The organism is Sodalis sp. dw_96 (assembly GCF_018449575.1).
Taxonomy (GTDB): Bacteria; Pseudomonadota; Gammaproteobacteria; order Enterobacterales; family Enterobacteriaceae; genus Acerihabitans.
The window spans coordinates 162,667-181,000 of sequence record NZ_JAAVUT010000001.1 but is presented as its reverse complement, the minus strand read 5'-3'; the positions used below and the strand labels follow the sequence as shown (position 1 = coordinate 181,000).

The 18,334-nt window shown below is 50.3% G+C and carries 16 protein-coding genes; 8 read left to right on the top strand and 8 right to left on the bottom strand.

Going from position 1 to position 18,334, the window contains the following annotated elements:
• Positions 1-430: 430 nt before the first annotated feature.
• Positions 431-1,723: an MFS transporter gene (locus tag HB631_RS00785; protein WP_213989257.1), complete on the top strand. Its 1,293-nt coding sequence runs from the start codon at positions 431-433 to the stop codon at positions 1,721-1,723.
• Positions 1,724-1,915: 192 nt separating this feature from the next.
• Here HB631_RS00785 and HB631_RS00780 read toward each other — a convergent pair whose 3' ends face one another.
• Positions 1,916-2,842, bottom strand: a complete 927-nt coding sequence (locus HB631_RS00780) for a GntR family transcriptional regulator (RefSeq protein ID WP_213989256.1) — start codon at positions 2,840-2,842, stop codon at positions 1,916-1,918.
• Between the two features lie 510 nt (positions 2,843-3,352).
• Here HB631_RS00780 and HB631_RS00775 point away from each other — a divergent pair.
• The 3 genes from HB631_RS00775 to HB631_RS00765 all read left to right on the top strand — a co-directional run bounded on the left by HB631_RS00775 (position 3,353) and on the right by HB631_RS00765 (position 4,495).
• The gene (locus HB631_RS00775; RefSeq protein WP_213989255.1) at positions 3,353-3,541 is read left to right on the top strand and encodes a hypothetical protein; all 189 of its coding nucleotides are present in this window, start codon (positions 3,353-3,355) and stop codon (positions 3,539-3,541) included.
• On the top strand, positions 3,538-3,978 hold the full coding sequence (locus tag HB631_RS00770; RefSeq protein WP_213989254.1) for an NAD(P)H-binding protein: 441 nt from the start codon (positions 3,538-3,540) through the stop codon (positions 3,976-3,978). The genes HB631_RS00775 and HB631_RS00770 overlap by 4 nt, the downstream gene beginning before the upstream one ends.
• Positions 3,979-4,195: 217 nt before the next feature.
• Positions 4,196-4,495: a hypothetical protein gene (locus HB631_RS00765; protein ID WP_213989253.1), complete on the top strand. Its 300-nt coding sequence runs from the start codon at positions 4,196-4,198 to the stop codon at positions 4,493-4,495.
• On the opposite strand, the gene HB631_RS00760 is transcribed toward HB631_RS00765, so the two are convergent.
• The 7 genes from HB631_RS00760 to HB631_RS00730 all read right to left on the bottom strand — a co-directional run bounded on the left by HB631_RS00760 (position 4,485) and on the right by HB631_RS00730 (position 11,422).
• Positions 4,485-5,351, bottom strand: coding sequence for an MBL fold metallo-hydrolase (locus tag HB631_RS00760; RefSeq protein ID WP_213989252.1), 867 nt, complete (start codon positions 5,349-5,351; stop codon positions 4,485-4,487). The two genes, HB631_RS00765 and HB631_RS00760, sit on opposite strands and share 11 nt — an antisense overlap.
• A gap of 299 nt (positions 5,352-5,650) precedes the next feature.
• A complete protein-coding gene (locus HB631_RS00755; RefSeq protein WP_213989251.1) occupies positions 5,651-5,947 on the bottom strand; it encodes a 4Fe-4S dicluster domain-containing protein in 297 nt (98 codons plus the stop codon).
• Positions 5,944-7,254, bottom strand: a complete 1,311-nt coding sequence (locus HB631_RS00750; protein WP_213989250.1) for an FAD-dependent oxidoreductase — start codon at positions 7,252-7,254, stop codon at positions 5,944-5,946. The genes HB631_RS00755 and HB631_RS00750 overlap by 4 nt, the downstream gene beginning before the upstream one ends.
• Positions 7,255-7,344: 90 nt before the next feature.
• Positions 7,345-8,835: an FAD-dependent oxidoreductase gene (locus HB631_RS00745; protein WP_213989249.1), complete on the bottom strand. Its 1,491-nt coding sequence runs from the start codon at positions 8,833-8,835 to the stop codon at positions 7,345-7,347.
• Between the two features lie 39 nt (positions 8,836-8,874).
• Positions 8,875-9,801, bottom strand: coding sequence for an electron transfer flavoprotein subunit alpha/FixB family protein (locus HB631_RS00740; RefSeq protein ID WP_213989248.1), 927 nt, complete (start codon positions 9,799-9,801; stop codon positions 8,875-8,877).
• Between the two features lie 52 nt (positions 9,802-9,853).
• The gene (locus HB631_RS00735) at positions 9,854-10,588 is read right to left on the bottom strand and encodes a hypothetical protein (protein ID WP_213989247.1); all 735 of its coding nucleotides are present in this window, start codon (positions 10,586-10,588) and stop codon (positions 9,854-9,856) included.
• Positions 10,589-10,660: 72 nt separating this feature from the next.
• Positions 10,661-11,422 (bottom strand): glucose 1-dehydrogenase, encoded by a 762-nt coding sequence (locus HB631_RS00730; protein ID WP_213989246.1) that lies wholly within the window; start codon positions 11,420-11,422, stop codon positions 10,661-10,663.
• A gap of 847 nt (positions 11,423-12,269) precedes the next feature.
• Between HB631_RS00730 and HB631_RS00725 the strand changes: the two genes are divergently transcribed.
• From HB631_RS00725 to HB631_RS00710, 4 genes are all read left to right on the top strand, one after another.
• Positions 12,270-13,649: a hypothetical protein gene (locus HB631_RS00725; protein ID WP_213989245.1), complete on the top strand. Its 1,380-nt coding sequence runs from the start codon at positions 12,270-12,272 to the stop codon at positions 13,647-13,649.
• A 681-nt stretch (positions 13,650-14,330) separates the two neighbouring features.
• Positions 14,331-15,605, top strand: a complete 1,275-nt coding sequence (locus HB631_RS00720; protein WP_213989244.1) for an MFS transporter — start codon at positions 14,331-14,333, stop codon at positions 15,603-15,605.
• Positions 15,606-15,616: 11 nt separating this feature from the next.
• Positions 15,617-16,981, top strand: coding sequence for a BNR repeat-containing protein (locus HB631_RS00715; protein WP_213989243.1), 1,365 nt, complete (start codon positions 15,617-15,619; stop codon positions 16,979-16,981).
• Between the two features lie 183 nt (positions 16,982-17,164).
• Positions 17,165-18,253, top strand: a complete 1,089-nt coding sequence (locus HB631_RS00710; protein WP_213989242.1) for a porin — start codon at positions 17,165-17,167, stop codon at positions 18,251-18,253.
• Positions 18,254-18,334 lie beyond the last annotated feature (81 nt).

Sequence of the window (18,334 nt, the reverse complement as noted above, 5' to 3'; positions counted from 1 at the left end):
ATGACAATATTAATCTTTTTTACAACAAGCCACTAAATTGCTGATAAATGGCGTTTTATTGAACTATATACTTTTAGCCCTTCTCCCATCAAATCTTCTAAAAAAATAATTACTTTAAAAACATATATATAAAAAAATTTTTTATTCAAACGCAACTTAGAGATCTTGCTCACATATCCTTCCACTACACCTGCAATCATCTTACATATTGCACTTTATTAGAATATAATTCATTTAACCTTATGACGGACGTTGGCCATGTGTGGGTTGCCGGATAATCAAAAATGGGATAACCGCGGAAAGGGTATTACAGCCTATGAAATCAACACGACGGCGGGCGAGTGGTGTTACCCGAGTCAAGTCAGCATTGTGTTTTATCAGTTAAGAACCTTATCCAATAATAAAGATCAGAACATTTATCGGAGGATGTATGCATTACAAACGGGGTTGGATTGCTGTATTTCTCTTCAGCTTAACCATGATCAACTTTATGGACCGCATTGCATTATCCATAGCGGCAACACCCATCGCAAAAGATCTCAAATTATCTGCCGTTGATATGGGCTATTTATTCTCGGCATTTATCTGGGGATATGCCATTTTCCTTATCCCGGTGGGATATATGGTCGATCGCTACGGTACCAAAAAAATGATCGGCATAGGCATTCTGGTCTGGTCAGCCGCGACGGCCCTCACCGGGGTGGTAACGGGTTTTACACAACTCATTATGATGCGCCTGATAATGGGTATAGGTGAATCCGTCAGCAACCCTGCTGGGGCAAAAGTGATCCGCCAATGGATCCCCGCCTCTGAACGCGGAATGACCACGGCGATCTTCAACAGTGGTTCTTATGCCGGACCTGCTGTCAGTTCGATTATTCTGGGAACGTTGGTGGCGCTCTATGGATGGCATATTTCATTCGTTGTGGCGGGGGCTCTGGGTTTCATCTGGCTGCTGGCATGGCTAATATTTTTTAACAGCCCACAGAAAGCGAAATGGCTGGGCGAAGAAGAAAGGACGTATATCCTTAGCAACCTCAGCAACAATAACAACCCATCGCAAAGCACTGATGAACGCAGTCAGGGTTTAATAGCGTTGATGAAGACGCCAACGCTATGGGGCATTGCAATTACCCAGGGTTGTAATGTCTACACTCAGTATTTATTCCTTACCTGGCTGCCGAGTTATCTGCAGGCCACAATGAACCTGGATATTAGACACACCGGGGTGTACTCGGCAGTTCCCTATGCTACCTCCGTTATCCTGTGCATTTTTATAGGCCATCTGAGCGACAAATATCTAAGGAAGGGAGGTGTAGGCACCGGTAAACGACGTAGTGCCGTTGCGCTGTCATTACTTACGGGCGCCACCATTCTATTCGTCCCCTTCACCACCAACCCAACAATAATTTTGATCATTCTTTCCGTTGCGCTTACCGGGGTGGCCTCGGCGACACCACTCAATCACTCATTGCTCAATGATCTGCTTCCTACGCCGAAAGATGTAGCCAAAGGCATTGCCTTTATAGTTGTAGTAGGCAATATTTTCGGCATGGGTGCACCGATCATAACAGGCTATGTTGTCCAGATGAGTAACAGTTATAACTGGGCGTTTGGTATTGCAGGCCTACTTCTTCTGGTAGGTATTTCTGTCGTCATGACAATGACCAGAAAACCAATGGAAACCGATGAAAAAATTCTTTTCTCCGAGGAAAAAATATGATGCCGTTTCAATAAAGCGGCGGTAAATTAATCTATAATTTTCCTAGCAATAAATAAGGTTCATGCCCCCGACATACAGGTAAATACCCTACATCGGGGCATCGATAAAGCATCCATCCTGAACGACGTTGAACCGGAAGCTTACCTGCGCCATAGAAAACCCTCGGAAAGTTTATTTTCCAGGGTTGAGAAATCAAGTGAGTTCTGTCTCAGTAAGCGGAGCGCCTTCATCACTAAAATAGTCTGACTGGACTTTGTTGGATTTTGCTCTTTCAAGATGCAATCGTAGCTTGTTAGCCGCACCCAAACGATCGCCCTCTAATAGCAAATCAAGAATCTCGATATGTTCTTCAGAAGGATGCTTACGTTGCAGACGTTTCTTTTGCATCTGCCGGTATTCAACCAGCCGGCGTAGCTGATTAAGACGCTTGATGGTCTGAAGCAAAAACCGATTTCCCGAACAGAGCGCCAGCGTTTCATGAAAATCTGCGTTAGCCTCGAATAATTCCAGCGTGGTCATGGTGAGGAATCCCGTCTCGACAATGTGGAGTTGCTGCTTACGAAACTCTTCAAGACGTTTCCTGTCGATATTGAATGCATCCGAAAGAATTCCCGCCGGCTCGATCATAATGCGCAGGGCAAAACTTTCCCGATAAGCCTCCACAGAATCTATTACGGGTAACGTCTTCCAGCCTTGCCCCGTACGAAATTCAAGCCAACCCTCCTGCTGAATACGTGTTAGGGCGCTTCGCAAGACAGTGCGGGATACATCCAGTTTCCGCATCAGTTCAATTTCAGTGAACAGCTCTGGCAGTTTATTAGTCAGCCTGAGTTCAGCAATTTTTTGATAAATGGGATCTTCACTTTTTTCGGCCAATTGTTCAGCCAGATGACCAAGATTGCTAGCGTCCTGAGCGAGAAAAAAACCCCGGTTTTTGTCATATGTGAACATTCCCTGCCGGACGAGAAAGACGAGAGCGAATTTCACCGGTGATCGTGACGAATTAAGCTCTTTTGCCAGTTGCGATTCGACAACGTGGGTGCCAAGGGATAGCTGCTCTCGTCGTACATAGGATACGATTTCGCGCATGATTCGGGATTGTAAAGGTGTCAGGTTCATCTTCACCACACTCACAGATATCGATAAGGGTACGGGGCATTACGGCGTAACATTACGGCGTAATGTGATATTACATCAGTGCAGCGTGTGAATTCATCTACGAAAGCCCTAAATCCGATCTAAGCGTATCTGGCTGATTGAGGGACTGAATGCCAAAAACCGCTGATATCGCAATCCGGGGTTGCGATATCAACTGCAATATCCGCAAAACTATCGGTAAATTCGATCTTCATCCGGAGTTTGCAGTAATCCCGTAACACGTCTGCTTTGACCTGACCGTTTTTCATCTCGGTACGTAGGACATGGATCAACTGGGTGGTACCATTACGTGTCCATTCCACCTCGATACCCGGCGCCGACGCCTTAAAGCATCGGTTCACGGTGAGCCAGAATACGCACCCCCGTTATTATCATTGTAGAATGGCACTATAGGATGGCAATCAGCCACCGCATATAGTGTCCATTTTTCAATGTAAACATCCGTTGAACCCCGCGGCTCAGGAGGACCCTATGTATATCATTACCGGTGTTGACGGCAATTTCGGGGGTAAAGTCGCCCAGGAGATCCTGAAAGAAGTTTCTGGCGACCAGCTCATTTCACCTGTCCGGCCCTTGAATGTATCGATCACACCACCCTTGAGAGTTGTAAACTTCAGGGGTTCATCATTCGCGCCGCCGACGACTATGACGATGCCATGACCGAGGCCTTCCGCGGCGGGAAAGGACTTTTCCTGCTTTCTGCGATGACCGTGGGGGAAGTTCGCCAACAACAGCACAGAAACGCCGTTGATGCCGCCAAAGCCGCCGGTATAGAACATATAAACTATACCTCTTTCCTGGGTGCCGATCGACCCGATACCTTCCAGGTAGTGACAATTGATCACCGGGCGACCGAATACTATCTGCAGCAATCCGGTCTACAATGGAACACGCTGCGCGATAACCTCTCTCTGGAAAACTACCTGATTGCATTTGCCGCCATCGCATTCAAAGATATGAAGTGGCATACCAGCGCCGGAGAAGGACTGCTTGAGGGCCATAAATATAGGAAATATCACAATCTCTCTCCCTCGCATCAACGACCAAATCCATGCTGGCAGACTTCTCATTTCGGTGCCGCTTTATGGTTGCGTTAGCTACCACTTGTATAAGCGATGAATATTGACCTGCGCCAACGCCAATGACAATACGCATTGCCGGCAATCGCGGAAAGGTGGTATTTAAGGATGGTCGTCGACCTTAAAACCATTAACTGGCGCAGCCTGCAACCGAACATGCTGAAACGGATGCCCATTTCAAAACCCTCACGACGATTATCACCGCCACATTCTGGGCTGATAATCTGGCATAGGCGTGGTTACTGGCGTTCTCTCGGCGCTGATAGCGTTCATCCACACGATTTCCCGTCATGTCCACGTCGTTCTCAAACTGAGGGCCGACCGCAAAACCGTCTCTTACCTTATTCATGGCACACTTTTCTTCGCCATCAGCCATGGCTTGCGGGAACATTTTATTATTGCTCAGGACTCAGCTACCGTCGAGATTAACCTGACGCATGCGTCAGTCTGGGTTGCCGGCAGCATCGCCGCGCTGACTATCCTGCGAGATAAATATAAAAATATGATGTCAGCGAAATTATTATTCATAAAGTAGCCGGGGTATGGCGTAATGAAAGGGGCCAATCGCCTTCCCAAACCATGTTGTCTTTAAGGATTTTAGCACTATACTCCAGGCAGATCCTGACCGGTAAATTAGGATAGATCCGGTCCATCTCCCGTATCAATTCACCGGCGTCTTTTGTCAAGGCGTAGGTCCTCAGAAAGGTTTGAATATACTGACGGGTAAAGCCAATGGCTGAAGGATGCAATTTATCATTCTGCGGTCCATGGCCGGGAACAACCACCTCCGCACCCAGTGTGTCTAGATAGTTCAGCGTTTCAAACCAATCATTAAACATATTCATATCCCGGGCATCAGCCACCCAGACGTGCGCATTGGAAAAGACCAAATCCGATGCAATCAGGGTTTTTATCGAAGGGATCCATATCGGCGCGATATTGCGGCAATCGCCGCGCAACAATCCCAAAATTTCCAGTCGTTGCCCCTCCAGTGTCAGGAAAGCGTCATCAATGGTTTCCACGTCGAATTTTTCTTTGGCGCCATTTTCCTTTAATACCTCGTTGCCCCAATAAGCGATTTTGAAGTCATAGGCTTGCCTGACATCCTCGGCGGCTTGTTGATAGGCTATCACCCGTGCGTTAGGGAAGGCTTGCTTGATGACGGCCAGGCCGAGAAAATGATCGGGATGAAGATGAGTGATGAAAACGGTCGTCAAGGTCCGGCCGGTTTCAATAATGTCGGCCACCAGGCGGTGGGCATTCGATAACGTAAATTGTGAATCCACCAATAGCGCCTCTTTTGCGCCATAAATAATCGTTGAGCTGACACCGAAGCCCGCTTGCTGATCGCTGCTGATAAAAACTTTTATATTTAAGGGTGTAGTATTCATATATAGTTATACCTTATTGTAGATGATAAAAAATATTGAATATAAAGGTGTTCCGCCATTTCACCGGCAAATGGCTTTTTTTGTCGGCATGGTCTATATCACTTTCATATTGATGTTAATAGTGCGGCCTGGTATTTCACTGGCCTGGCTTATACACCTTCACATTCAATGCCGGGAAAGTGTTGCTGGCATGATAGTTTTTTTTGCCTGCCCGCAGTCGATGGATGAATATGTATCCAGCGTCATTTCCTGGACCCGCTGACATAGCGTATTAGCTCACCGCTAAAGCCATGGCACGTCTACCCTTCCCGATAGGTGACTCCCATACCGCTGCGGGGGTAATGCCAGGTGAGTACCCCGGCCGGGGCCATTGCCCGGCAAGTGCCGCATTCCAGACAAGCCGCGTACATAATGCCAACCGTATTATCGGCCTGCATCGAGTAGACATGGGCGGGACAGATCCGCACCAACAACGGACCCGCGCCGGTAGACTTGGCCATGGCCTGGTCGATTTGAATATGCGATTGCTCTGCGTCGGTCTCGTAACGGTTTTTGTCGAGCCGTTCGCTGACGGAGCCAAATTGCGTCTTGCTCATAACGACCTCATTGCGGTGAAAATATCTTTGACCAAATGAGTCACCTTGAGCGGGGATTTCCGAAACGCAGCCATCCCGGTCGGCAGCAAACGCTTGCGGGGACGGGTGTCGAGGTTGTATGCCCCATATAATACGTCGCTCAGCAGTAGGCCATAGTCTCCGTAGATGCGCGGATTCTCCATAAACGTCGGCGCCCCGGCATAAGTGCGCATATCCTGGCCGACGAAGGTCCGGTTGAGTTCGGCGCTGTAGGCGTCCAAAGAAGCCTGAGAGAAATCGCTCTTCTGCAACGCGGTGTCAATGGCCTTCGCTGCCGCTATCCCGGATCCGGCAGCCAGATCCATGCCCCGCACCGTCAGGCCGGTGTTCAGCGTCAATCCGGCCGCGTCTCCCACCACCACCAGTCCCGGTCGGGTGAGGTCATGAACCATCGCCGCCCCCCCCTCGGCCACCATATGGCAGCCGTATTCGAGTAATTCGCCACCTCTGAGAAATGGCGCGATCGCCGGATGGTTAAGAAACCGATCGTGCAAATCAGATGATGTCTCGCCACTTTTTTCCAGGGAGTCGAGTCGGAGGACCACTCCGATGGATACGGAGTCTAGGTTGGTATACATGAACCCGCCGCCGCCCACGCCGTGGGTACAATCACCCACTACGGCATACGCGGCGCCCTCGTCTCCCGTCAGGTTGAATCGATTCTCAATCACTTCGCGCGGCAACTTGATGACTGACTTTACCCCCACGGCAAGATGCTTGGTCAGTGCTTTATTCCTGATGCCCGCATCCTGACAGATAAATGAATTCACGCCATCGGCGGCAACCACCACGTGGGCGCGCAATTCGTCGTCACCCGCCTTGATGCCGACGATCTGTTCTCCGTTCCTGACCAGCGAATCGACTTTCACGCTCGGCATCAGCGTGACACCCGCCTCTTCACACTTTCCGGCCAGCCAGTCGTCGAGTTTAGCCCGCAACACGGTTACCGCCGTCACGGACTGCGCCAGACGCGCGTCATGGTAGTCCACGTTCACAAACGATGACGGTGTAAGGAAACTCAGACAGTTGCGGGTGATGCGACGCTCGATGGGTGCCTCGGTCACGAAGCCGGGAAAGACCTCTTCCATCACCCGGCAGTAGAAGACACCGCCCGACAAGTTCTTGCTGCCGGGTTTCACACCCCGCTCTGCCAACAACACGGAATGCCCTTTGACGGCCAGTTGGTAGGCAGTCACGCAGCCGGCCACACCGGCTCCGATAACAATGACGTCAAAATCAACATCCGGAGATTCAACGTTTTGCGCCATATACTGCGTTCTCCTTCAATCCTATCATCGAATAAACCTTTATCCCTCCCTGCGCCGCAATCGGCTACATGCAGGGAGGGAGCAGAGCGGTCAGACGGTTAATTCTTGCTGGAGGAATGTGATCACATGCCGTGCCGCCATGCGGCCCGACGTGTGGGCAAAGCCGTTCGCCGACCCGGGCACATCCAGGTTGTAGGTGTCGCCATAGAGTCCGCTGGCGTCATTGCCGACGGCATACAGGCCTGGGATAGGCCGGTAGTCCTTGTCGGTGACCTGAAGGTTGCCGTTGACCCGAATGCCACCGGAGGACACGAGCACGCTTCCCGTGAGATTGATGGCATAGAACGGCCCCTTGCGTATCGGGCGCAGGAACTTGGCGGGTTTGTAGAACAGCGGGTCATACCCCTTGTCACAGGCCGAATTGTACTCATCCACCGTCTGATCAAGCACCGCCGGATCGAGACCCACGGCCTTGCCCAGAGCGTTGATGGTATCACCCCTCCACGCCAGGCCGTCGGCGACGTCCTGATCGAGCTCGGCTTGTAACCGGCTAAGCTTCATTTTGTATTCGATGAAGTCGCCCAGTCCGATATCCGAACCGTTCTCCATAAGATGTCGCACGGTATCGCTGTCGATGATTGAGTACACGGTTGATTCCGGCTGCCTGGCCAGCACGTTGCCCGCATCAGCGAAGCTCATCGCGACCTCTTCATTTGCAAAGCGGCGGCCGGTCTTGTTGACCCATAGCACGGGCTGGGAACCGGCACCGCTGATATGCGAGGTCAGGGTTTTGCCCCGGGCGCAGGGGATTATCATCAGCGCGCCGATGTTATCCGTATCGGCGCCGGCCTCGAGCGCCATGGTGAGACCGTCACCGGTGTTCTGGGTGGGTACGCATTGGTAGGTGTCGTCGAGGTAGCGGGCGAGCCATGAATACTTCTTCCTTATCTCTGGGTTGTTGCCGAAGCCGCCGCTCGCGATGACCACCGCCTTGCAGGCGAGATTCATTTGACTGCCGTCCGCATCCTCGGCAAGGACGCCGGCAACGGCGCCTTCTTTCATGACAATCTTTCTGGCCGGTGTGGAGGTAAAAATATCCACACCCGCATTAATGCAGGCCCGCAATAATATATCCTGCACGTGAGCGCCCAGGCCGTCTGGCCGATGGAAGGTATACAGCTCCAGAGGCTGATCGTAGGCATAGATCGTCACGTCAGTGTACTCGATACCCATCGACTTTAAGATATCGATGGTTTCAGCGCTGTTGTTCACCAGCATCCGTACGACATCGGGGTTAGCGCGGTGATGGCTGTATTCGATATAGCGGCGAAAGCCCTCCCCCCGCGTAGGGAAATGTGCCCCTTCGTGCTCCGGCACGCCACGCGCTTTCTGCTCGCTCGACTCGAAAGCCGCGGTACCCTCGGCGTAGATGGAGGATCCGCCCGTTTCCGGCTTTTTCTCCAGCAGCGCAACACGCAGCCCGCTTTGCGCCGCCGTGAGCGCGGCGGACTTTCCTGAGCCGCCGCCGCCAATGACGATAAGGTCGTACTCAGCGTCGACGGTGACATTCTGTTCAGACATTTTATTCTCTCCTATGGGTTAAGGTTTCCCGAAGCCCCGTCAATTGACAGCCTTGAACGCCGCCGTTAGCGCGGGGACGACCTGGTAAAGGTCACCGAGGATACCGATGTCGCAATTCTTGAAGATCCGGGCCTCGGGATCGTTGTTGATGGCGACAACCACCTTCGCGTCACGCACACCGGCCATGTGTTGGGGCTGACCGGAGATACCTACGGCAATATAGAGATCCGGCGCGATCTGATTGTGCGATGTTCCGACGACCCGGCTTGATTCAAACCAGCGCATGTCATCGCATACGGGCAGCGAGCAGGCAACTTCTGCGTGGACAGCCGCGGCCAGTTCCTCGATTTGCTTGAGGTCCTCTTTGGCCCTGAGACCCAAACCGACACTCACGACACGTGTTGCGGTCAGCAGTCCGGCACTGTCGGCGCCGGCCAGCTCTGTTTCCACCACCCGCAGCGAGCTGCCAGGGTCCACGATCGGCGCATCTTCAACCGCGGTGGGCTGAGGGATAATTTGTAAGACGTCATCCCCGTCGAAGATACACGCAAGGGTGCCGCTGGCTTCGAGCGTCTCAACGACCTTACCCTCGGCAGCGGAACGGCTCACCAGAATGCCGTTGCCGACCACATTAACCCCCCGAGCCGAGGCAACGACGGCGGCGTCCAGTTTCCTCGCCACAACACCCAACAGGACTCGCCCTGCCGGCGCGTCGGATGACAGCACGACGCGCGGAGCTGCCGCGTTTGCGGCTTCGGCGACCTGCGCGGCGTAAGCTTCGGCGGGTGTACCGTCTTCGGGGCTATACCAGAGTACTCGGTCAAATCCGTTTGCGGCGACGGCGTCCGCTAAACTGCGGGGGCCAACCACGGCCGCGGTAACGCGGCCACCGAGCTGGCGTGCAGCGGCAAGCATCCCGCCGATGCGCCTTTCGTCGGTTACGATAATCCAGCTGTCTACGTTCACTGGCATCCCCCTGTTATTGGTGCCGGTTCAGCGGCAATGACTGAAAATATGCTCACAATATTCCCTCCGTACGCAGTGCCGTCAGCAATTCCGTCACCGCCGCCGCGGGATCAGCGCCATCAATGATCCGTGCCGGTGCCGTATCGGGGAGCTTCGTTCCCCGGGATATCACCATGGCGGCGGATGTGACGTCCAAGTCCGCCAGCGTAAGCTTGACGACAGGCTTTTTACGCGCGGCAAGAACATCCTTCATGCTGGGTACGTGCTGTTCGGCCCGGCTCGCGGCAACGGCGAGGAAGACTGGCCCGGTCACGTCGACCACCTGGGTTACGCGCCCCGTTTTGCGTGTCACTTTCAGCCGACCCGCTTCCACCGTGGCCGAGACGACGTTGGCAAGGGTGGGCCATCCCAACTGGCCCGCAAGGGCAGCCACTACGCCGTAGTCCCATACGGAGTCGCCGATCAGGACCACATCCGCATCGCCAATGTGCCGTACGGCGGCGGCCAAGATGGCGCCAGTGGAAGCACTATCCAGACCCGCCTGCACATCGGTCACGGCAACTGAACTCGAGGCGCCGCGAGCCGCTGCCCACGCCGCGTCGCCGTCACCGATGGTCAGGCCGATAATCTCGCCCTCGGCGGCGGCCATGTCCCTGGCAACGGCGATGGCCGCAGGATCGTCGTCGCTTGCCGACATCTTGACGCCCCGCCAGTCGGTGGCCCCATCCGACCCCACCCGTGCGTCTTGTGGGTTCATTGCCCACTTGAACACAACAATAATTTTCATCAGTTAACCTCTGTTAAAACCAGCTCACCGGCGCTCATTAACATCGAGTCCGATGCGAATGCCGGTGTGCGATCAATGGGCGGTCTGAGCGCCGTCCACCGGGATGACCGCGCCGGTAATGAAGGATGCCATCGGAGAGGCAAGAAACAGGACGATACCCGCAATCTCGTCCGGCGCGGCAATCCGATTAGCCGCGTTGAAGGATTTGATCAACTCGCGCATGTGCGGGTTTTCCATCCACCCTTTGGTCATCTCGGTTTCCGTGAAGCCCGGGCAGATCGCGTTGATGCGAACGTTGCTTTGGGCATATTCAAGTGCAGCAGCCTTTGTTAGCCCTGCGGCACCATGCTTGGCCGCCACGTAGGGGCTCATTCCCGGATCGGCTACCAGGCTTACGACTGAGCCGCAGTTGATAATTGACCCTCCCCCGCCTTTGAGCATTTCAGGAATCTGGTATTTCATACACAAGAAGAGACCTTTGAGATCGACGGCCATGATCTTGTCGAAATCCGCCTCGGTCTGTTCCACCAGGTTGGCGGTGACCGGCAGCAGGCCGGAATTGTTGAAAGCAACGTCAAGTCGGCCATAGGTGTCCAGGGTTACCTTGATAAGCTTTTGGACGTCGGCAGCGATGCTGACATCGGTGGGTACAAAGACAGCTTCCCCACCCTCATCCTTGATAGCGCGCAGCGTCCCGTCTGCGTGACTCCGGCCGGCGATGACGACCTTGGCACCCTGACGCGCGAAAGCGATGGCGGTAGCCCGGCCGATACCCGATCTCCCGCCGGTGATAACAACAACCTGACCGGTAAAATCCAATAGCTGTTTAGGCACGATCACATCCTCTTTGATTTTCAGCCATGATGGCAGCTATCCGTCTTTCATCACCCGCCCGCCGATAACCTGCCCATTGCAATACCGCCATACCGCGATACTTTGTGCACAAAATTAAGTCTCTGCCCATAACCTGTCAATATGTAGATTTTCTATATATTAGGGCTGTTAATTAAGTATATATATGTTCATAATATAGATTTTTTATATATCGATGATACTTAACTTGAAATATTCCGTACATGATTTTGAAAGGACATACTGTGATGTATCTCCGCCTGAGCACAGCAAACAATAACGGCCAGAGTACGATTTGAGCGTGAAACAGTTTTTGAAAAATGCCTATCCGGCCGGTCTTTGGAGAAACAGGGATGAATATGTCCATGCCAACGGCTGGGTACTATGAACGGAGAGAGGTGTTTGAATCGGTTCAACCAGCGGCTAGAACTCAAGTGCGATGCCGATTGAGTGCCTGAGGGAGTGTTTATCGATCTGGTCGGGATTTTTTCCATTCTTGTAATATGAATATATTGTATAGTTCACGTGCCTAAAAAATGGGTGAAACTTGGAAAATGTATACATTTTGTATAGGTTAAACGGTGATCCAGTCAGAATGAAGCGTTTTAATCCATCACTATCCATAAAATAGTTCTGATCTGACCGAGAAGAAAGGTACTTGTTTGGATATCGTGCCGGCCGTCGGCAATCAATTTGTGAGGAAAGTCTCAAAAGCCTCCTCAGAACCGGTGGTAAGCAAAAACTGCTTTTTGTACCCGGCTACTCATCATTCCCTTAAACTCCTAGTCCGGTTTAAGGGGACAACAAAAGAGCGTAAGGAGAGTTCACTATGAACAACGTCAGGGCGTATTCATTAGGGCAAGGCATTGGGGAGCTATTGGACGACCCCGCGTTCCAGGCCCTGCTCAAGCGCTTCTCGCAGAAGTGTATGTCCTGGGATGAGTTCTTGTCGCTGAACCTGCCACCCAATATCAGTCCCCTGGGCATGTGGGAAATCATGAATCGGATGAGCCGCTATATGGGCATTGAGCTGCCCATCCCGGATTTGAATGATGGCGAGTACTGGTATCGCCGCACCCACGAAATTACCGATGTGGTCAGTATTGTCACCCGCGCCTGCGGTCCTGATTCCCCTTTGCACCGCACCATGACCTCCGCAGGAAGTCAGCACTTTCTCATGAATGTGCGTATCCCCGAGGTAATCGCCGCCGCACGTCTTGACGGCCTTTCGCTCTCGATGCGAGACGCGGACATTCAGCTTAGGCTTGATCGGGCACCTCGGAATGCGACTGAGCGTCTGGTGGCCAATACGTTCAGTGCCATCGACCATTTGCCGGATTTGCTCGGCGAGCCGTTCTCCCGTGATCTCTTTATGCACCTTCGCGAGCGATTACTGGAAGACGTGGACATCAGCGCCCTGGCAACCACCAAAGCGTCCCTCGGCACGGGTCTGTTCGAATGGCCGGACGAAATGACCGAGCGTTATGCCGATAGGCAGATGGACTACATTGCCGCCTATGCGAACCACGAAACCGGCGAATACGACCACGACGTCCTGCGGGCCTTGATGCTCACTGACTCGTTTCGCTTCTATCGCCCGCTCAAAGAAGTGAGTTACCAGGTCGGAAGTCTCGTTGCGCATCTTTACGCCCTCAAGCACCATTTGCCGGTTCTTGGGCTTCTGCCTGCCTCACGCGTCAAGCTGGATTGGGACGAGGGCCGAATACTTCCTCCTTCGGTTTCTTTCGATCGTTCCACCTATGAAAACCTGCGCAAAAGAAGCCCGGGCGATCTCACCTCGCTGCAAACGCTGGCCGCCCAATTGATGCTGGTGGCGCTGAGGATCGTTGAGCACTATGTAGAGACATGGGAGAATTGGGATCGAGAATTGCGCCAGATGCTCAAGAAGGACATCCACCTCAATGACCGGCAGCGGTCCATCTTGGGCAGGGCCCTTCGGAAATCCGAGGCCGAGTTCACGATCCGCTATCACAAGAACAACCATGGTATCGCCTACCCCACGGCGCGGCGTGACTTCCTCGAACTCGTGGACAAAGGCTACCTCACTCAGGAACAGCGGGGAAAAGCGTTCTTCTTCACACCAAGCTATGGGCTGCAGGCGATGTTCACTAACCCGGAAACGTTAGCCCGCCTTCAGGGATACGCGGTAGATAAGTCGTTTTTTACTGGGGGTTCGTATAATAAATAATTTATCTTAAAGGCAACATGCGTAGAGTTTTTTTGATGAATTTTACTTCAGGTCATATTTGTTTTTTTATGGTCTGAGCATCGCGTGCCTAACGAAAGTCAGGCGCACCCACCGAAAGTGTTACCCGCCCCCTCAACAGGTTACCTTATTCTAGTTATCTGTAAATCCAGACGATCGCAACTACCCACTGGTTAACGTTAATGAGCGAACATTTTATTCATGGAACCGCGCAGTAAGAATACTGCACAAAAGACCAGGATAAATGACACCATTAATGAAACAATTTTCATATATTTTTAGCCAATACCCCGACTCTTTAAATAAAATAACCGAGCAGCATAACAAGTTAATTGTTATATGTTCTTTATCTTTTAGCCAAGAAACTTATATTTATGGCTAAAGCGGAAACATTTTTTTATAATTTATTAAACGAGGTATTTTATTGTTTAAAAATCATAAAGTTAAGTTGATGTAAAAAATAATCTGTAATTAATTTTTCAAAAAAATAATTATATTTTTTGAAAATTAGCATCTTGAAAATTTTGATCCATCTCACAGATTCACATTTCTTAAAAGTTAAAAATACACTAAAGAAACAATGTTTTATTTTTAATGGCATATAGTTTTAAAATAACAAATACTTTCTATTATTTAGTGATTTAATAAAGAGTGATTAAGCACATGACTACATTGGATAATGAGTTGCTCAAAAATAAAAGGCAAATGCTCTGGACAAGTGCCTTATTAGTGATACTTGGCGGAGTTTTGTTTTTCTTTTCCCTTGATCGTCAAATCGTTTCGATCCTTAAAACAACATTGATGATTGAAATGCATGTTACCAATACCGGCTATTCCAGCCTGATAACGGCGTTTATGATACCCTACACCTTGATGTATTTCATCAGTGGACTGGTTGTTGACCGCTTCGGCAGCCGATATGTCCTGACCGGTGTGGTGCTGCTCATGTCCGTCGCGACCCTCGTTACCGGTATGGCGACATCTTTAACGGGACTGATGATTGGCCGGGTTATCCTGGGTATCGCTGAATCAGGTACCGTCCCCGCGCTGACCCTGGCGATCTTTACCTGGTTCAAGGCGGAGCAGCGCGCATTTGCATTCCAGATCACTAATCTCATTCAATCTGTAGGGCTTATTATTGCACCGCCCTTCGTTGCCTGGATGACCTTATCTTCGGGATGGCGTTTTGCATTTTTCATCCCCGCGGCAACCGGCCTCGCCGTGGCGTTACTCTGGTTTTTTACCAGCCGCAAAACTCCGCCGAAAGAAGACACCGACAGTAGATCCCCGGCGGCGACTGTCACCGTACCGGTGGCACAACGCTACAAAATGGTTTTAACCTCCAAACCGATCTGGATGCTGATTATCGCCAGATTGCTGACCGATCCGTTTTGGTTTTTCTATCAATACTGGCAAGTCGGATTTATGCAGGAAAAACTGGGGCTGACGCTTGCCGAAGTAGGGAAATTGTTATGGTTCCCACCCTTAGCATCGGTTATCGGCGTGCTGGGCGTCTGTTATTGGTCGGATCGGCTGGTGGCAAAAGGTTATGACCCTACCCGTGCAAGACTAATCATTATCTGGAGTTGCACCTGTCTGGCGCCGCTGACATTTTTCCTGCCCAGTGTCAATAACCCCCTGGTGGCGGTGGGGATCATGACGGCGATTAATTTCATGTGCGCATCCTGGCTTAGCATGGCAACAATCATGATGGGCGGACTGGCTCCCCGGGTGGCTATTGCCACCGCCATCGGCGTCATGAGCGCGTTAGGCGGCATCACATCCATTATTTTTAACGGCTTTGTCGGTTCAATAATTGATGCTTTGGGCTATTCAGTGCCTATTTATTTCGGTGCCGCACTACATCCTCTTGGTGCTATTCTTCTTGCAGTTTTTTTCCTGCGTAATAAATCATTTCAGAAAAAACAGATCATATAATGGTGGATAGAATGAATATTAAAGAAAATTCTGATAATAACATTGCGAATGCATCTGACGAGACAGCGTCCTCACATCAGGGCATTAACATTATCACGGTAAAACCTACTTGTTCGGTCTTCACCGTTCAATATTGTTTATTGACTCATAGGGATCGTCAGTTCGTGGCGTTTTATGATGATGAGCGGCGGATTACAGTGGGCTCGCGTTTACTCGGACATTCGCATTGGGCTTTTTTTCAACCCGGGGGATTCTGGATTGATGAGAAACAACGCTATTCTCATGTTACGGAATATGATTCCCACAATTATCTGACGATGGCCGTTGATAAAGATGAGTATCTGCACATATCGGGAAATATGCATGTCGACCCCTTGATTTATTTTCGTTCGGAATTGCCGCTAGATATCTTTTCACTACGCTGTGTTAAGAACATGGTCGGCGACCGGGAGAACCGTACAACCTATCCATTGTTTTTCAAAGATCATCAGGGGAATCTGCTATTTCGGTACCGGGACGGGATGAGCGGTAATGGCGATGACCTGTATAATATCTATGATACTCAAACGCGCGTTTGGAAACGACTTCTCGACACGCCATTACTCAATGGCGAAAATGCGCGTAACGGTTATGCAAGACTTCCCACTGCCGGCCCTGATGGGTTCTGGCATATGATCTGGATGTGGCGCGATACGCCTCATTGCGAAACAAATAATAATTTGTCTTATGCGCGAAGCAGGGATTTGGTGCATTGGGAACGATTCAATGGCCAGCCGATAGAGCTGCCTATTACGCTTTCCCGCGGAGAGATTGTCGATGGCGCACAGAGCAATGAGGGGCTGATTAATATGTCCCAGGAGCTTGGCTTTGATAATCAAGGACGTCCGGTCATCACCTACCATCGCTATGATGAGAAGGGATTTTCGCAAGCATATGCGGCACGCGTGGAGCAGGATGGGCAGTGGCATTCCCATCAATTAAGCCAATGGACATTTCGTTGGGATTTCAGCGGCGGCGGGTCAATTCCCCCTGATATCACTATTTCAGCAGTTAAAACCATCGGTGCAAATCAACTTGCCGTTGAATATCACAGTAAATGGTGTCCTCCGGGGGTGTGGGTCCTCAATGAATCGACATTGGAAGTTATCGAAACTCAGGATTGCCAGCCAATATTGCCGAGTGAATATCTCCAACCCCGGCAAAATATTCACCCGGATGCGGAGGTACAACTTATCCCGGCAATAAATAACGACCACCGCCATGGCCATGATTATTATTTACGCTGGGAATCCCTGCCTATTTTTCGCGACGTATTTTATGGCGTTAGCGTACCACCGTCCCAACTGGAAGTTATTAGCATTGGAAATAAAGAATAATAAGAATCCGCTGATTCTGGGAGCAGAACAATCTGCTCCTCTTATTCTGATAGTAAAGCCCTAAAATCGACACTTGTCTTATTGGATAATGTCTTGGCGTTGTATTTCTAATAAACTAATTTGCATAATTAAAAATGCGAATATTATTTTCTTTGAAAACTCTTTTGATAGGTGATATCTAAAATGTTCAACACAACTGGAAAAAAACTATTGGCAGTCTTGTCTTTTGCCGTTATGCAATCGACACACGCCACCATAATATACAATAATGATGGGAATAAACTTGACCTTAACGGGGCTATTCATGCCAGGCATTACTTCAGTGATGATACTTCCTGGAATGGAGACAACACTTTTATCCGTTTCGGTTTTAAAGGCCAAACAAAAATCACGGATCAATTAACCGGATTTGGCCAATGGGAAATAAATGTCATGGCTAACCATACTGAGTCGGGTACTGATACTCAATCAGGGAACGCTACACGTCTGGGCTATGCCGGACTAAAGTATGGCCAATATGGCTCACTGGATTATGGCCGTAACTGGGGGATTGTCTATGATGTTGCCTCTCTCACTGACTACGCTCCCATATTTAATAATCTCACGTACAGTGGTGCCGACAACTTTATGACCGGCCGTTCAACCGGTTTGCTTACCTATCGTAATAATGGTTTTTTTGGTTTAGTAAACGGTCTGCAATTAGGGCTGCAATATCAGGGCGCAAACGATGCAACGACGAATACTTCCGGACGTTCGGCAATCAAAAGTAATGGTGAAGGATTTGGCTTATCCAGTGGCTATAATTTTGATTGGGGCGGCTCGATTATTGCTGCTTATGCCTCATCGAAACGTACCGCTGCACAGCAGGGACTCGCACTGGGGGCTGGCGACAAAGCGGATATTTGGAGCGTTGGTGTCAAATATGATGCCAATCAGATTTATTTGGCCGCGGTGTATGCCGAAACACATAATTTGACCCCGATAAAGAGTCTGGGATTTGCAAATAAAACTATTGACTGGGAAGCTGTCGCCGGTTACTTATTTTTATCAGGATTTAAACCTCAAATTGGTTACTTTCAATCGAAAGCACAAGATGTAGAAGGATATGGAAGCTTTTATTTAGTTAAATATTATGATGCGGCACTCATGTATTATTTTAATAAAAACATAGTGACTTATGCTGATTACAAAATCAACGTATTGGATAAAAATAATCCGGTCGGTATCTCCGCAGACGGTGTCTTTGGTTTAGGTCTCACCTACCATTTTTAATAGCTATCGGATACCACCCCACTTATAATTTTTTTCGTGTATCGGTTGAATAGGAACTCTCCTTGTCAGTTGTACCGATCA

Excerpts from the sequence above, each read along its gene's own strand:
- HB631_RS00750 (WP_213989250.1), bottom strand. The coding sequence starts at position 7,254 with ATGGCGCAAAACGTTGAATCTCCGGATGTTGATTTTGACGTCATTGTT.
- HB631_RS00760 (WP_213989252.1), bottom strand. The coding sequence starts at position 5,351 with ATGAATACTACACCCTTAAATATAAAAGTTTTTATCAGCAGCGATCAG.
- HB631_RS00745 (WP_213989249.1), bottom strand. The coding sequence starts at position 8,835 with ATGTCTGAACAGAATGTCACCGTCGACGCTGAGTACGACCTTATCGTC.
- HB631_RS00725 (WP_213989245.1), top strand. The coding sequence starts at position 12,270 with ATGAACAACGTCAGGGCGTATTCATTAGGGCAAGGCATTGGGGAGCTA.
- HB631_RS00715 (WP_213989243.1), top strand. The coding sequence starts at position 15,617 with ATGAATATTAAAGAAAATTCTGATAATAACATTGCGAATGCATCTGAC.
- HB631_RS00755 (WP_213989251.1), bottom strand. The coding sequence starts at position 5,947 with ATGAGCAAGACGCAATTTGGCTCCGTCAGCGAACGGCTCGACAAAAAC.
- HB631_RS00780 (WP_213989256.1), bottom strand. The coding sequence starts at position 2,842 with ATGAACCTGACACCTTTACAATCCCGAATCATGCGCGAAATCGTATCC.
- HB631_RS00770 (WP_213989254.1), top strand. The coding sequence starts at position 3,538 with ATGACCGAGGCCTTCCGCGGCGGGAAAGGACTTTTCCTGCTTTCTGCG.
- HB631_RS00785 (WP_213989257.1), top strand. The coding sequence starts at position 431 with ATGCATTACAAACGGGGTTGGATTGCTGTATTTCTCTTCAGCTTAACC.
- HB631_RS00720 (WP_213989244.1), top strand. The coding sequence starts at position 14,331 with ATGACTACATTGGATAATGAGTTGCTCAAAAATAAAAGGCAAATGCTC.
- HB631_RS00710 (WP_213989242.1), top strand. The coding sequence starts at position 17,165 with ATGTTCAACACAACTGGAAAAAAACTATTGGCAGTCTTGTCTTTTGCC.
- HB631_RS00735 (WP_213989247.1), bottom strand. The coding sequence starts at position 10,588 with ATGAAAATTATTGTTGTGTTCAAGTGGGCAATGAACCCACAAGACGCA.
- HB631_RS00775 (WP_213989255.1), top strand. The coding sequence starts at position 3,353 with ATGTATATCATTACCGGTGTTGACGGCAATTTCGGGGGTAAAGTCGCC.